This is a genomic window from Vibrio salilacus, from assembly GCF_002811245.1.
In the GTDB taxonomy this organism is placed as follows: domain Bacteria; phylum Pseudomonadota; class Gammaproteobacteria; order Enterobacterales; family Vibrionaceae; genus Vibrio; species Vibrio salilacus.
The window spans coordinates 141,882-155,880 of the sequence record NZ_NIVQ01000007.1; the positions used below are offsets into that span (position 1 = coordinate 141,882).

Genomic DNA, 13,999 nt, shown 5'->3' on the forward strand with positions numbered 1-13,999 from the left:
CTGATAATCAGCGGCTTTAATAAACGAATAAACCTTATGGCATCTCGTCGAACTCTGCACCCTCTTTTTCAACTTGAGGTGGCATTAAGTGTTCTTTGTTGATGCCCAACTTCAATGCCAGTGCCGAAGCAACATAGATTGATGAGTAAGTACCAACGGTAATACCAAGCAGTAACGCGGTTGCAAAACCATGAATCAGTGCGCCACCTTGAGTGAACAGTGCAATAACCACAAACAAAGTCGTCCCTGACGTAATCAAGGTACGGCTCAACGTCTGCGTAATTGAATTGTTCATAATTTCCGGTGGCTCGCCTTTACGCATCTTACGGAAGTTCTCACGGATACGGTCAAAGACAACAATGGTATCGTTGAGCGAGTAACCGACAACGGTTAACAACGCTGCCACGATAGTCAAATCGACTTCGATCTCCATCAGAGAGAACACACCCAGTGTGATGATCACATCGTGCGCAAGCGCCAATACAGCACCGGCTGCCAGACGCAATTCGAAACGCACCGATACGTAAAGCAAGATACACAGCAGCGACACAATAATCGCTAAACCACCAGCTTCGGTTAACTCATCTCCGACGTTCGGACCAACGAACTCGATACGGCGCATCTCAACGCTTTCTCCAGTACCGTCTTTGATCGCTGTAAGAATTTGGTTACCCAAAGTTTCACCAGCAATATTGTCACGCGGACGCAGACGAACCATGACTTCACGCGCGCTACCGAAGTTTTGTACCGTAGCATCGCCAAAACCTTTCGCTTCTAATGCGCCACGAATATCTTCTAGGTTAGCTGGTTGTTCAAATCCCACTTCAATAAGCGTGCCGCCCGTAAAATCTAGACCCCAGTTCAACCATTTGGTCGAAAGAGTAAAGATCGACGCACCGATCATCAAAATGGAGAACATAAATGCCAACTTCGACCAACGCATAAAGTCGATCATTTTTTCTGCTTTTAGAATCTGAAACATACTAATTGCCAGCCTTAGATCGACAGTTTGTTGATGCGTTTACCACCGTACATTAGGTTCACGACACAGCGCGTTCCGACAATAGCAGTAAACATAGAAGTTAAAATACCAATAGACAGTGTCACCGCGAAACCTTTAATCGCACCCGTACCAACAGCAAACAGAATAATTGCGGTGATAAGAGTGGTGATGTTGGCATCAGCGATGGTACTAAAGGCATTGGCGTAACCTTGGTGAATCGCTTGTTGTGGACTGCGTCCATCACGAAGTTCTTCACGTATTCGCTCGAAGATCAGAACGTTAGCATCGACTGCCATACCGACCGTCAGAACAATACCGGCGATACCAGGTAGCGTCATCGTCGCCCCGGGAATCATCGACATCACACCAATAATCAGTACTAGGTTGGCCATCAGTGCCATATTGGCAATCAGGCCAAACTTGCGGTAGTAGAACAGGGTAAACAGCATTACCGCGACCATACCCCAAATACACGCCTGAACACCCATATCGATATTCTGCTGACCCATAGATGGACCTATGGTACGTTCTTCAACAATTGAAATTGGCGCAATCAAAGCACCAGCACGCAGCAATAGTGCTAAATTGTGAGCTTCAGCGGCAGAGTCAATACCTGTAATACGGAAGTTACGACCTAACGCAGATTGAATCGTTGCTTGGTTAATGACTTCTTCATGCTTTGATAAGATGACGCGACCATCCGGCGTGCGGCGACCGCTATCTTTGTACTCTGCAAACACCGTCGCCATAAGCTTACCGATGTTCTTCTTCGAGAACGCAGACATTTTGTTACCACCTTCACTATCCAGTGAGATGTTAACTTGTGGACGGCCATACTCGTCAACACTGGAGCTTGCATCGGTAATGCTTGAACCACCAAGGATGACGCGTTTCTTTAACACGACAGGACGCCCATCACGATCTTGCTTAATTTCACTTCCAGCTGGCGCTCGACCACTAGCAGCAGCGGCAAGATCCGCTTTTGAATCAACTTCGCGGAATTCAAGAGTTGCAGTCGCACCAAGAATTTCTTTAGCGCGCGCGGTGTCTTGAACACCCGGCAGCTCGACAACAATACGACTCGCCCCCTGGCGTTGAACCAGCGGCTCTGCGACACCTAACTCGTTAACACGGTTACGCAAAATAGTAATATTTTGCTCAACGGCGTAATTGCGAATTTCAACTAGGCGTTGCTGAGAAAAAGTCGCAACAAGAGCAAATCGACCGTCAGAGCCTGATTCAGTAAAGATCATATCTGGGTGATTTTTTCCGAGAAGTTGTAGAGCATCGTCGAGTTGCTGCTGATCACGCAATAACACTTCCACTGCCTCTTTGCCCGATGGACGAATGGCTCGGTAACGAATTTTTTCTTCACGCAACTCACTACGGAAAGCTTCTTCTTGCTGACCCACCAGCTTTTCCATCGCCGCGTCCATATCCACTTCCATTAAGAAGTGAACACCACCACGGAGATCAAGGCCGAGTTTCATTGGTGCAGCACCAATAGATTCAAGCCAATCAGGCGTTGCTGGCGCAAGGTTGAGGGCAACAATATTGTCGCTACCTAACGCTTCATTGATCACGTCACGAGCACTGATCTGAGTATCAGTATCGCCAAAACGTACAAGAATAGACCCATTTTCAAGAGCAATGGATTTATGAGATAAGCCCTGTTTTTCGAGAGCTTGAGTGATAGAATCCAGCGTTGACATTTCTACAGAGGCGCCACGCGCCCCTGTAACTTGAATTGCCGGATCTTCACCGTAGAGATTTGGAAGTGCATACAGCGCAGCGATGGCAATGGTAAACATCACCATCAAATACTTCCATAACGGGTATCGGTTTAGCACAGCGAGGATCCTCTAGCTGTTTTACAGAGATTTAAGCGTACCTTTTGGTAGCACTGCAGTAACGAAATCTTTTTTGATCACAACTTCGTTGTTTGTATTCAACTCAATAGTGATGTAGTCGTTATCTTCTGCGATTTTAGTAATTTTACCCACTAAACCACCACTGGTCAGAACTTCATCCCCCTTACCCATCGACGCCATTAAGCCTTTGTGCTCTTTTACACGCTTAGCTTGTGGACGGTAGATCATAAAGTAGAAAATCACCGCAAACATGCCAAGCATGATTAGCATTTCAAAACCACCACCGGCTGGTGAACCTTCTGCTGCTGCGTGAGCTGGAGAAATAAACATGAAAAAATCCTCTATATATTATTTATTGATACTCAAATTGGGCATTCACGGTTTAGATTCAAGTAGTAAAGCAAGCAATAGAGATCGCTCTCTCAAAAATTACGCGCGTCTGCCTATTTTATTAGCAAAAGCCTTTGGCACAATACCAAAGGCTTGAATTGAAAATCGTTACTGTTGTTTTGCCAATGGTGGAACTTCACGACCACGACGTTGGTAGAATTCTTGGACGAACTGGTCAAAACGGTCTTCATCAATCGCCTGACGGATACTTTCCATTAAACGCTGGTAGTAGCGTAAGTTATGGATAGTATTCAAGCGTGCACCCAAGATCTCATTACAACGCTCTAGGTGGTGTAAGTACGACTTAGAGTAATTTTGACAAGTGTAACAGTCGCAATGTGGATCTAGCGTAGTGGTATCTGTTTTGTGTTTCGCATTACGGATCTTAATCACACCGCCAGTCACAAACAGATGACCATTACGCGCATTACGCGTTGGCATGACACAGTCGAACATATCAATACCACGACGCACGCCTTCAACGAGATCTTCTGGTTTACCAACGCCCATTAAATAGCGAGGCTTGTCTTCAGGAAGCTGAGGGCAAGTGTGCTCTAGGATACGGTGCATATCTTCTTTTGGCTCACCTACAGCTAGGCCGCCCACAGCGTAACCGTCAAAACCGATGTCCGTTAGACCTTTCACCGAAACATCACGTAAATCTTCGTAAACGCCACCTTGAACGATACCAAACAGGTTGTTCGAGTTGTCGAGTTTATCGAAATGATCGCGTGAACGTTGTGCCCAGCGTAGCGACATCTCCATCGATTTTTTTGCTTCATCGTGTGTCGCAGGATATGGCGTACACTCATCAAAAATCATTACGATATCAGAACCGAGATCTTTCTGGATTTCCATCGACTTCTCAGCGTCCATAAAAATCTTATCGCCGTTAACCGGATTACGGAAGTGAACACCTTCTTCGGTGATCTTACGCATTTTACCGAGACTAAATACTTGGAAACCACCTGAATCGGTCAGAATAGGACCGTGCCAGTTCATAAAATCGTGCAGATCGCCGTGCATTTTCATCACGTCTTGACCTGGGCGTAACCATAAGTGGAAAGTGTTACCGAGCAGAATCTCAGCACCCGTACCTTTCACTTCTTCCGGCGTCATACCTTTAACGGTACCATAAGTACCAACGGGCATAAATGCGGGAGTTTGCACGGTGCCACGTTCGAAGGTCAATTGACCACGACGCGCCACACCATCTTTTTTCTTGAGATCGAATTTTAACTTCACGAAGCCTCCGGTTGTCAGAGAAACAGTCTGACATTAAGTTCAGAGCATTAAGCTCTATTGAGGAGCGGTCGCCTTCCATGCGAGATACCAACCAGCCTTATGGTTAGTATCCTAGCGTTCTGCTAGCACTCGTAAATTGTTTGTGTTTTTAAGGCCTAGCGGCCTATATTTAGGCTCTAATAAGATTCTGAATCACGCTCGTGCCTCGCTGTTCAGAATGACAACTTTGACCTCATCATGCCAGAAGTAAGAGACGAACTATCTGGAATCTGGTTTCTATTGCACTCGAACCCACCTACAGGAACTAGGAACTATGTTCTTTTCTTGATAAACATTGAGTCGCCATACGAGAAGAAGCGGTACTTATTCTCGACGGCATGCTTGTAAGCATTCATGGTATTTTCATAACCTGCAAATGCACTGACTAACATGATCAGTGTTGACTCTGGCAGGTGGAAATTAGTAATTAAACAATCCACTAGCTGGTATTCGTAACCAGGGAAAATGAAGATCTCTGTGTCACCAAAGAAAGGGGCTAATTGTGTGCCCTTGTTCAATGCATCTTGCGCAGCACTCTCTATTGAGCGCACCGAGGTTGTCCCCACAGCAATGATTCTACCACCACGAGCTTTGGTTGCATTGATCGCATCAACCACTTGTTGTGGGACTTCAACATACTCTGCATGCATATGATGTTCAGTGATCTTGTCCACTTTGACAGGCTGAAAAGTGCCCGCCCCTACGTGCAAAGTCACGAAAGCAAACTCGACCCCTTTGGCTTTAATTTTTTCCAGTAGTTGCTCATCAAAATGTAAGCCTGCCGTTGGTGCAGCTACTGCCCCTGGCTTTTGGTTATACACGGTTTGGTAGCGTTCTTTGTCTGAATCTTCATCTGGGCGATCAATATAGGGTGGCAACGGCATATGACCAATTTCTTCGAGAACCGTCAAGACGTTCTTGTCGCTGTTAAACGCCAGTTCAAACAGTGCATCATGACGTGCAACCATCAAGGCTGAGTACTCATCATTTTCACCGATAAGAATTGTCGATCCCGGTTTGGGTGATTTAGAACAGCGCACATGAGCCAAAATACTCTTGTCATCCAGTACACGTTCAACCAGTACTTCGAGCTTGCCACCAGACTCTTTACGGCCAAACATACGTGCAGGAATAACACGAGTATTGTTGAAAACCACTAAATCACCAGGTTTAACCTGGTCAAGTATGTCGGTAAATGTACCGTCTTGTAGCGCTCCACTATTGCCATCTAACTGCAGCAAACGGCTTGCAGTACGCTCAGGTTGCGGATAACGAGCAATCAGCTCATCAGGTAAGTCAAAATGGAAATCAGATACTTGCATGTCACTAATCTTATGTCGTGTTTTCTTTGGTCGTGATGAAAGTCGAACTGATTCTGTCACAAACAGACGACGAGTTTTTCGCAGCCGACTAGTATATTCCGCATAGTCGCAATAGCAAGGAAAGAGATGTGAATTATTGTAATCAAATACGATTTTATCCAGTCAGAAAAACTGGCCGGGACTGAGAGAGCTCAATGAGCAGTGAAGCAGTTCATATTTCGCTACTGAAATTATATAAATTAGGATAAAACCCAATCAGATCTCACTATATTGCAGCAAAAGTTACTATATTAATAACATAGACCGAGTAACCACCTGGTCAAGCAGACCGCTTTCCAACGTTATCCGTTGAGGTTACTAGGCATAAACAAAAATCAGGAGGCAGCCATGATTAAAGTCGAAGACATGATGACGCGTAGTCCACACACTCTACTGCGCTCTCATAACCTAGCCGATGCCAAAAGCATGATGGAAGCACTCGACATTCGTCATGTGCCTATCGTCGATGCCAACAAACAGTTACTCGGCGTAGTATCTCAACGAGATGTGTTAGCAGCCCAAGAGTCTAGCTTGCAAAACATCCCTGAAAACCAATGTTATACTCTCGACACTCCTCTGTATGAAATCATGAAAACAGGGGTGATGACCGCGGCACCGCAAGCGGGATTGAAAGAGAGCGCTATTTATATGCAAAAACACAAGGTGGGCTGTCTACCTGTGGTGGATCGCGGTGTACTGGTCGGTATCATTACCGACAGTGATTTTGTTGCGATTGCCATCAACTTACTTGAGCTAGAGGAAGAATCTGAACCCGAAGAAATCGATTAATTACTCACACCTCGGCATACAATGAGTTAAAACGCCCCTTTTGCTAATGGCAACTCACTGATTTATCCTGTTGCTATTTATCCCAAAAGGTCATCAATAAAAAAGAGCGGCCTGCACCGCTCATAAGCATGTCAACGTTTATGCTTAAACAGAATACCAATAGCCAATCACTTGTCAGTTTTAGGCCAACAATGACAAGTGATGGCTAAGCGGCAAGGGATTAAAATTGGTCTTCTTCGGTTGACCCTGTCAATGCCGTCACTGATGAGTTACCACCTTGAATGGTGTTGGTCATCTTATCGAAGTAACCTGTGCCCACTTCTTGTTGGTGAGCAACGAAGGTGTAGCCTTTCTCTGCCGCTTGGAATTCAGGACGCTGAACTTTCTCAACATAGTGACGCATTCCTTCTCCTTGGGCGTAATCATGCGCAAGTTCGAACATGTTGAACCACATATTATGAATACCCGCCAACGTAATGAACTGGTACTTATAGCCCATGTCCGATAGCTCTTGTTGGAACTTAGCAATGGTGTCTGCATCAAGGTTCTTCTCCCAGTTGAATGAAGGAGAACAGTTGTAAGCCAGTAGTTGATCGGGGTATTCAGCGTGGATTGCCTCAGCGAACTGACGAGCTTCTTCTAGGCAAGGCGTTGCCGTTTCACACCAGATAAGGTCTGCATATGGCGCGTAAGCAAGACCACGAGAAATCGCTTGGTCGATACCAGCACGTACGCGGTAGAAACCCTCTTGAGTGCGCTCACCCACAATAAAGTCAGCATCGTAAGCGTCGCAATCAGACGTGATCAGATCCGCTGCGTTAGCATCTGTACGCGCAATCACTAAGGTTGTAGTACCAGCGACATCTGCCGCCAGACGCGCTGCAACAAGCTTTTGCACCGCTTCTTGAGTCGGAACCAATACCTTACCGCCCATGTGACCACACTTTTTCACTGACGCGAGTTGGTCTTCGAAGTGCACACCAGCAGCACCGGCATCAATCATCGACTTCATCAACTCGTAAGCGTTAAGTACCCCACCAAAGCCAGCTTCTGCATCAGCAACGATAGGAAGGAAGTAGTCAATAGCACCTTCATCCGCTGGAGATTTACCACCAGACCACTGAATTTGGTCTGCACGACGGAACGAGTTGTTGATGCGTTTTACTACCGAAGGAACCGAATCCACTGGGTATAGTGATTGGTCTGGGTACATGGTTGATGCAGTGTTGTTATCTGCCGCTACCTGCCAGCCTGAAAGGTAAATCGCTTCAATACCTGCTTTCGCTTGTTGAACCGCTTGACCACCAGTTAACGCGCCCAGACAGTTTACGTAACCTTTTTTCGCATCACCGTTGACCAGTGACCACAACTTGTCTGCACCGCGTTGAGCGATGGTGTTTGCAGGTACCATAGAGCCGCGAAGCTCTACTACTTCTTCCGCCGCATAAGGGCGTTTTACATTTTTCCAGCGTGGATTAGTTGCCCAATCTTTTTCTAGAGCTTCAATTTGTTGGCGGCGAGTTAAGTTAGTCATCGGTCTATCCCTCTGTTGATGAGCGCTTTTGTGGTCGGCGCTTTGTTTTTATTGCCTTTGGCAGTACTTCCTTCTCTGCCATTGAGCATTCACGTTATTGTCAGGTTGTTGAGTTATTCTCTGTTAGTCGAGGTAGTCATAACCTGGAATGGTTAAGAAGTTACTCAGTTCATCACTGGTGGTCAGCTTGGCGATCAACTCGGCCGCTTCTGCAAAGCGTCCCGTTTGATAACGCGCCACGCCGACCTCTTGTTTCACCACCTCGATCTCTTCGGCAAGGTACTGTTCAAAAAGCGCATTGGTCACGATTTGACCGTTATCGAGCGCCTTGCCATGTTGAATCCATTGCCAGATAGAAGCGCGAGAGATTTCGGCTGTCGCGGCATCTTCCATCAGGCCGTAAATCGGCACACAGCCATTACCCGAGATCCAAGCTTCGATGTATTGCAGCGCCACGCGAATGTTATGACGCATTCCTTGTTCGCTAATCGCTCCATCACACGGGGCAAGTAGGTCTGCCGCTGTAATGGGTGCATCTTGCTCACGTGAAACATTTAATTGATTGGTGCGCTCGCCTAGTGCCTGATCAAATACCGCCATTGCGGTATCGGCAAGTCCTGGGTGCGCAACCCAAGTGCCATCATGGCCATTGCTCGCTTCAAGTGATTTGTCGTTATACACCTTGTCGAGCACTTGCTGATTGGTCTGCGGGTCTTTGGCTGGGATAAAAGCGGCCATCCCTCCCATCGCGAAAGCGCCACGCTGGTGACAAGTGCGAATAAGTAAACGCGAGTAAGCATTCAAAAATGGTTTGTCCATCGTCACTACCTGACGATCTGGCAGTACTCGTTCAGGGTGTTTTTTCAATGTTTTGATGTAGCTGAAGATATAGTCCCAACGACCGCAATTGAGGCCAACAATATGCTCTTTGAGTGAAAAAAGAATTTCATCCATTTCAAATACTGCGGGCAGAGTTTCAATCAGAACCGTGGCTTTAATCGTACCAGTATCGAGGCCGAAGTAATCTTCAGTAAAATGGAACACATCACTCCACCACTGTGCTTCTGTATGAGACTGAAGTTTTGGGATATAGAAATAGGGGCCACTGCCTTTATTAAGTAACGTGGTGTAGTTGTTATAAAAATACAGCGCAAAATCAAACAGAGCTCCCGGGATAACCTCGCCGTTAAATGTGACGTGCTTTTCTTTTAAGTGCAGGCCACGAACACGGCAGACAAGCACCGCAGGATCCTCCTTCAACTCATATTGCTTACCGTTTGCTGGATTGGTGTAACTGATTTGCCCTTTTACCGCATCACGCAGATTTATCTGACCATCTAATACTTTGTCCCAAGCCGGTGACATCGAATCTTCGAAATCAGCCATAAAGACTTTTACATTAGCGTTTAAGGCGTTAATCACCATTTTACGATCGGTAGGACCAGTAATTTCGACACGGCGATCCTGAAGATCGTTAGGGATGCCTTGAATTTTCCAACTGCCTTCTCTGATATCTCGCGTATCTTCAAGAAAGTCAGGCAATTCACCAGCATCAATGCGCGCTTGCTTTTCTTCTCGCGCCGCAAGTAGTTGCTCTATACGACCGGAAAACTTACTGCACAACAGAGATAAAAAGGTTTGGGCTTCAACAGGGAAAATCGTTTGATGTTGTGGCGAAAGAGAGCCCTTAACATCAAGTATGCCTTCGGTATGAAAACTTTCGTGATCTTGTGTTGTTTTTTCTCTATCAGGCGTGTTGGCAAGCATAATTTCATCCTTAACTATCCGTAATGGGTACAACAGCGACTTTGGACGTTAACCCAGTTACATTTGTAACTATAAAACAACAATAAAACATCCTTACTGACTGCAATTCGTTTTAGTTTTCCGTTTCGTTGGCTGTTAGATTGACTGAGCTGAACGTGCTTTACAATCTAGACATAAGTCTTACTAAGCCTGCATTTAAAGTATACCAACATATGTTAGAGTAAAAGTACCAAAGTAAACAAAACGTTAAATTTGAAGTTTTATTCCGTGCCGGTTAAGTACTTGATCTGGGTCACCAAACCGTAACTAGTTACGTAATTTAATTACAGTAAAATTAGAGCTGTAAAATCGTTTCAAACGCACGTTTAACTTTAAATAAAACCAGTCAAGGCTTAGTGTGATTGGTCGAGACGGGGGGAAGTCTATTGGGTATCAAACAGTAAGGAAAATGAGTACTGTAAAATTCACACTGTGAAATTTTACAATTTAATGAAAGCTTCATTAAGGTTTGCTTGTAAAATTTTACAAGTCAAAGTTCACCGACAGCATAAAATGCTAAAAAGCACACTAAAACCAGTGTGCTTTTATAAGAGAAAGCCGCGATTAGCACTAAGACTTATCGCTAAAGTAACTCTGACACCACATCGGCTAAGTGATTAAACGTATTCACTCGCGATGAACTTGGCCGCCAAACTAAGCCAATATGGCGATGCGCTTGCTGCCCCGGGGCATCAATAACCACCAAGTTTTGTTTCTCAATCAAACCATGATTAATCGCCATCTGAGGAATAAACGTGGTCCCCATCCCATTCGCAACCATCTGAACCAGCGTGTGCAGACTTGTGGCAGAGAATGGATTGATCTTCTCTTTATCGGTTAACTGACAGGCAGATACCGCATGCTCGGTCAAACAGTGCTCTTTTTCGAGTAAGAACACGAATTCATTCGGCAGATCGGCGTACTTAATCGGAGTACGAATGGCATCCGCTTGATTCTGGCTGATGATCATGCGAAACGGATCACTACCAACAATACGGCTATCCATACCGTGAATGTCGACTGGCAGAGCAAGAATAAGCACGTCTAACTCTCCATGGCGCAGTGCATCAAGCAAGTTTGTCGTGGTGTCCTCTCTTAGTAACAGATTTAATTGGGGGAAGCGCTGATTGACAACCTGAACTAACTCACACAATAAGAAAGGTGCAATAGTTGGAATACAACCGACTCGCAACTGCCCTTCCATCTCATCGCCCTGACACAAACGACCAAGCTCGACTAAATCTTGCCCTTTCGCCAGCAGCTCTCGGCCTTGTTGAACGACCTGTTCGCCAGCATGAGTGAAAACCAGTGGACTTTTCTTGTCTTTCTTTTCATATAAAGGGCAACCAATCAAGCCTTCAAGATTCTGTATCCCTTTACTTAAGGTCGACTGGCTAACAAAGCATTTGTCAGCGGCATCGCCAAAATGGCGGGTTTCATGGAGAGTAACCAAGTAATGTAACTGTTTGAGGCTAGGCCACTTATTCATAGAAGTATCGATTAATTATAGTGAGATATTGACCAAGTTAATAAAACACGACTTATCGCTTTTCTCGATTAACTTAATCTATTTAATTCGCTTTTTTACATACTACAATGTGTACTATAGTTTGTCGCGTACAAACACGGACCGAACCAACGCCTAATAGGCGGGTTTGGAACAAACCATATATTTTAGGAGCAAGAAAATGGTACTAGTAGGTCGTCAAGCCCCAGATTTTACTGCTGCAGCTGTTCTAGGTAACGGTGAAATCGTTGATAGCTTCAACTTTGCAGAGTTCACTAAAGGTAAGAAAGCGGTTGTTTTCTTCTACCCACTAGATTTCACGTTCGTTTGCCCATCTGAGCTAATCGCATTCGACAACCGTTTCGAAGATTTCAAAGCGAAAGGCGTTGAGGTTATCGGTGTTTCTATCGATTCTCAGTTCTCACACAACGCATGGCGTAACACTGCTATCGAAGATGGCGGTATCGGTCAAGTTAAGTACCCACTAATCGCTGACGTTAAGCACGAAATTTGTAAAGCATACGACGTTGAGCACCCAGAAGCAGGTGTTGCTTTCCGTGGTTCTTTCCTTATCGACGAAGACGGTCTAGTACGTCACCAAGTGGTTAACGATCTACCACTAGGTCGTAACATTGACGAAATGCTACGTATGGTTGACGCACTAAACTTCCACCAGAAGCATGGTGAAGTTTGTCCAGCACAGTGGGAAGAAGGTAAAGCAGGTATGGACGCATCACCAAAAGGTGTTGCAGCGTTCCTATCTGAGCACTCACAAGACCTAGGCAAAAAGTAATTGCCTGACTCATACCCAAGCTCAACGGGTATGAATGGTTGGTCAATATAAAGCTACTATAAGCGCAAAAAGCGCAGCGCCAATCAGTGATAAGTAAAGTCGAGATAAAGAGCCCAAAGTAATCCTTTGGGCTCTTTTTTTTATTGCTCGACATTGATGACGCACTGCTGCACTCTCGCACAGATGATAAGCAAAGTTCGAGGACATCATTCCTTGCAGGCTCAGATCCGACAAACAACGATTATTTGACAAACAATATAGTTAAAAAGACAAAGTGTCGCTAAAGAGACAATGCGTATCGGCTTACAGACTTTATCGTCGTACGCTCTTTAAAGTCTTACGGGCTGTTATTATGATGGCGCTAACTTAATTTAAGACAGAGCAAGCAGGCTCTCTCAGCAAACATAACATGGAGATTTAACATGGCTTACTTTTCTCTCGCCTTTGGTAGCGCGACCAAAAACCGCGACGGCAAAATCATTGAAGCATTTTTCCCAAACCCAGTACTAAACCCTGCAGATGCACTTGTTGACGCAGTAGCAAAAGTGGCAGGTTATGAGCAAGGCAACCAAGCTATCGAAATCTCTACAGCGCAAAGCGCTGAGCTTGCAGCAGCATTTGAAGCAAATGGCGATGCAGCCAACGCCTCTTTCGCAGCAAAAGCCGCCCAATCTGCGCAGCCACTGGTACTTGTTGTTCTGGCAACAGATGAGAAACCAGCTTCGGTTGCAGAAGGCTTCCTTAAACTGCAACTTATCTCGAATCGTCTTGTGAAGCCACACGGTACGGTACTTGATGGTATCTTCGGTCTACTGCACAACATCGCATGGACCAACGAAGGCCCAATCGACCTGCCTGAACTTGCTGAACGCCAAATCGAAGCACGTCTTGCGGGTTGTACTCTAAGCGTCGATTGTGTGGATAAGTTCCCGAAAATGGTCGATTACGTGGTCCCAGCAGGGATCCGTATTGCTGATACCTCACGCGTACGTCTTGGCGCACACGTTGGTGAAGGCACCACTGTAATGCATGAAGGCTTCATCAACTTCAACGCCGGCACAACTGGCATAAGCATGGTTGAAGGTCGTATTTCTGCAGGAGTTGTGGTTGGTAACGGCTCAGATATTGGTGGCGGCGCATCTATCATGGGCACGCTATCTGGTGGCGGCACTGTCGTTGTCTCTATCGGTGAGAACTCTCTGCTAGGTGCGAACGCAGGTCTTGGTTTCCCTCTAGGTGATCGTTGTACTGTGGAGTCAGGCCTTTACGTCACCTCTGGTGCTAAAGTTCTAATGCTCGACTCATCAGGTAACGAAATCGAAGTGGTTAAAGCTCGCGATCTTGCTGGCGTGTCTGATCTTCTATTCCGCCGCAACTCTGTGACGGGTCAAATTGAATGTTTAGCCAACAAGACCGCGGTTGAGCTGAACAGCGAGTTACACAGCAATAACTAAGCGAAAACGTAAAACCTAAGGCTGGCATTAAAATGCCAGCTTTTTTCTGGACAACTATTCACCAATTCAGCACCACATTCACACTTCCGCTTATAGACTCATCTTACCAGTTGTGACATGCGTGATTCAGCGTTAATTTAGCCACTTCAAATTTCCTCTTCGAGCAATGACATTCATGTTCGTTTCACTTTTGTTCTAAAAGTTGCG

Annotated in this window: 12 protein-coding genes; 4 read left to right on the forward strand and 8 right to left on the reverse strand. The window is 45.6% G+C overall.

Going from position 1 to position 13,999, the window contains the following annotated elements:
* Window positions 1-34: 34 nt before the first annotated feature.
* From secF to yajC, 3 genes are read right to left on the reverse strand one after another with little or no spacing between them, the layout of a single operon-like run.
* Window positions 35-982 (reverse strand): protein translocase subunit SecF, encoded by a 948-nt coding sequence (secF, locus tag CDZ87_RS07230; RefSeq protein WP_100752892.1) that lies wholly within the window; start codon window positions 980-982, stop codon window positions 35-37.
* Window positions 983-996: 14 nt separating this feature from the next.
* Window positions 997-2,853, reverse strand: coding sequence for a protein translocase subunit SecD (secD, locus tag CDZ87_RS07235; RefSeq protein ID WP_100752893.1), 1,857 nt, complete (start codon window positions 2,851-2,853; stop codon window positions 997-999).
* A gap of 21 nt (window positions 2,854-2,874) precedes the next feature.
* Window positions 2,875-3,204, reverse strand: coding sequence for a preprotein translocase subunit YajC (gene yajC, locus CDZ87_RS07240; RefSeq protein WP_038174964.1), 330 nt, complete (start codon window positions 3,202-3,204; stop codon window positions 2,875-2,877).
* On the opposite strand from yajC, the gene CDZ87_RS17010 reads away from it, so the two are divergent.
* The gene (locus CDZ87_RS17010) at window positions 3,203-3,361 is read left to right on the forward strand and encodes a hypothetical protein (RefSeq protein ID WP_157806456.1); all 159 of its coding nucleotides are present in this window, start codon (window positions 3,203-3,205) and stop codon (window positions 3,359-3,361) included. The two genes, yajC and CDZ87_RS17010, sit on opposite strands and share 2 nt — an antisense overlap.
* An 11-nt stretch (window positions 3,362-3,372) precedes the next feature.
* Here CDZ87_RS17010 and tgt read toward each other — a convergent pair whose 3' ends face one another.
* A complete protein-coding gene (tgt, locus tag CDZ87_RS07245) occupies window positions 3,373-4,509 on the reverse strand; it encodes a tRNA guanosine(34) transglycosylase Tgt (RefSeq protein WP_100752894.1) in 1,137 nt (378 codons plus the stop codon).
* A 311-nt stretch (window positions 4,510-4,820) separates the two neighbouring features.
* Window positions 4,821-5,870 carry a tRNA preQ1(34) S-adenosylmethionine ribosyltransferase-isomerase QueA gene (gene queA / locus CDZ87_RS07250; protein WP_100752896.1) on the reverse strand — a complete coding sequence of 350 codons (1,050 nt, stop codon included), beginning with the start codon at window positions 5,868-5,870 and terminating at the stop codon, window positions 4,821-4,823.
* 387 nt (window positions 5,871-6,257) lie between these two features.
* Here queA and CDZ87_RS07255 point away from each other — a divergent pair, with 387 nt between their 5' ends.
* Window positions 6,258-6,698 carry a CBS domain-containing protein gene (locus CDZ87_RS07255; RefSeq protein ID WP_100752897.1) on the forward strand — a complete coding sequence of 147 codons (441 nt, stop codon included), beginning with the start codon at window positions 6,258-6,260 and terminating at the stop codon, window positions 6,696-6,698.
* 220 nt (window positions 6,699-6,918) lie between these two features.
* Here the strand turns inward: CDZ87_RS07255 and aceA are convergent, their stop codons facing one another.
* The 3 genes from aceA to CDZ87_RS07270 all read right to left on the reverse strand — a co-directional run bounded on the left by aceA (window position 6,919) and on the right by CDZ87_RS07270 (window position 11,527).
* A complete protein-coding gene (aceA, locus tag CDZ87_RS07260) occupies window positions 6,919-8,232 on the reverse strand; it encodes an isocitrate lyase (RefSeq protein ID WP_100752898.1) in 1,314 nt (437 codons plus the stop codon).
* A 123-nt stretch (window positions 8,233-8,355) separates the two neighbouring features.
* Window positions 8,356-9,999, reverse strand: a complete 1,644-nt coding sequence (aceB, locus tag CDZ87_RS07265) for a malate synthase A (protein ID WP_100752900.1) — start codon at window positions 9,997-9,999, stop codon at window positions 8,356-8,358.
* Window positions 10,000-10,621: 622 nt separating this feature from the next.
* Complete coding sequence (locus tag CDZ87_RS07270; protein ID WP_100752901.1) at window positions 10,622-11,527, reverse strand: hydrogen peroxide-inducible genes activator; 906 nt, start codon at window positions 11,525-11,527, stop codon at window positions 10,622-10,624.
* Between the two features lie 199 nt (window positions 11,528-11,726).
* Between CDZ87_RS07270 and CDZ87_RS07275 the strand changes: the two genes are divergently transcribed.
* Complete coding sequence (locus CDZ87_RS07275; protein WP_038174971.1) at window positions 11,727-12,338, forward strand: peroxiredoxin C; 612 nt, start codon at window positions 11,727-11,729, stop codon at window positions 12,336-12,338.
* A 422-nt stretch (window positions 12,339-12,760) separates the two neighbouring features.
* Entirely contained in the window at window positions 12,761-13,792 is a 1,032-nt protein-coding gene (gene dapD / locus CDZ87_RS07280; protein ID WP_100752903.1) for a 2,3,4,5-tetrahydropyridine-2,6-dicarboxylate N-succinyltransferase, read from the forward strand.
* Window positions 13,793-13,999: the final 207 nt, after the last annotated feature.

Coding starts and splice junctions, on each gene's coding strand:
- CDZ87_RS17010 (WP_157806456.1), top strand. CDS start 3,203: ATGAAAAAATCCTCTATATATTATTTATTGATACTCAAATTGGGCATT.
- secF (WP_100752892.1), bottom strand. CDS start 982: ATGTTTCAGATTCTAAAAGCAGAAAAAATGATCGACTTTATGCGTTGG.
- CDZ87_RS07270 (WP_100752901.1), bottom strand. CDS start 11,527: ATGAATAAGTGGCCTAGCCTCAAACAGTTACATTACTTGGTTACTCTC.
- dapD (WP_100752903.1), top strand. CDS start 12,761: ATGGCTTACTTTTCTCTCGCCTTTGGTAGCGCGACCAAAAACCGCGAC.
- aceA (WP_100752898.1), bottom strand. CDS start 8,232: ATGACTAACTTAACTCGCCGCCAACAAATTGAAGCTCTAGAAAAAGAT.
- aceB (WP_100752900.1), bottom strand. CDS start 9,999: ATGCTTGCCAACACGCCTGATAGAGAAAAAACAACACAAGATCACGAA.
- CDZ87_RS07255 (WP_100752897.1), top strand. CDS start 6,258: ATGATTAAAGTCGAAGACATGATGACGCGTAGTCCACACACTCTACTG.
- CDZ87_RS07275 (WP_038174971.1), top strand. CDS start 11,727: ATGGTACTAGTAGGTCGTCAAGCCCCAGATTTTACTGCTGCAGCTGTT.
- queA (WP_100752896.1), bottom strand. CDS start 5,870: ATGCAAGTATCTGATTTCCATTTTGACTTACCTGATGAGCTGATTGCT.
- yajC (WP_038174964.1), bottom strand. CDS start 3,204: ATGTTTATTTCTCCAGCTCACGCAGCAGCAGAAGGTTCACCAGCCGGT.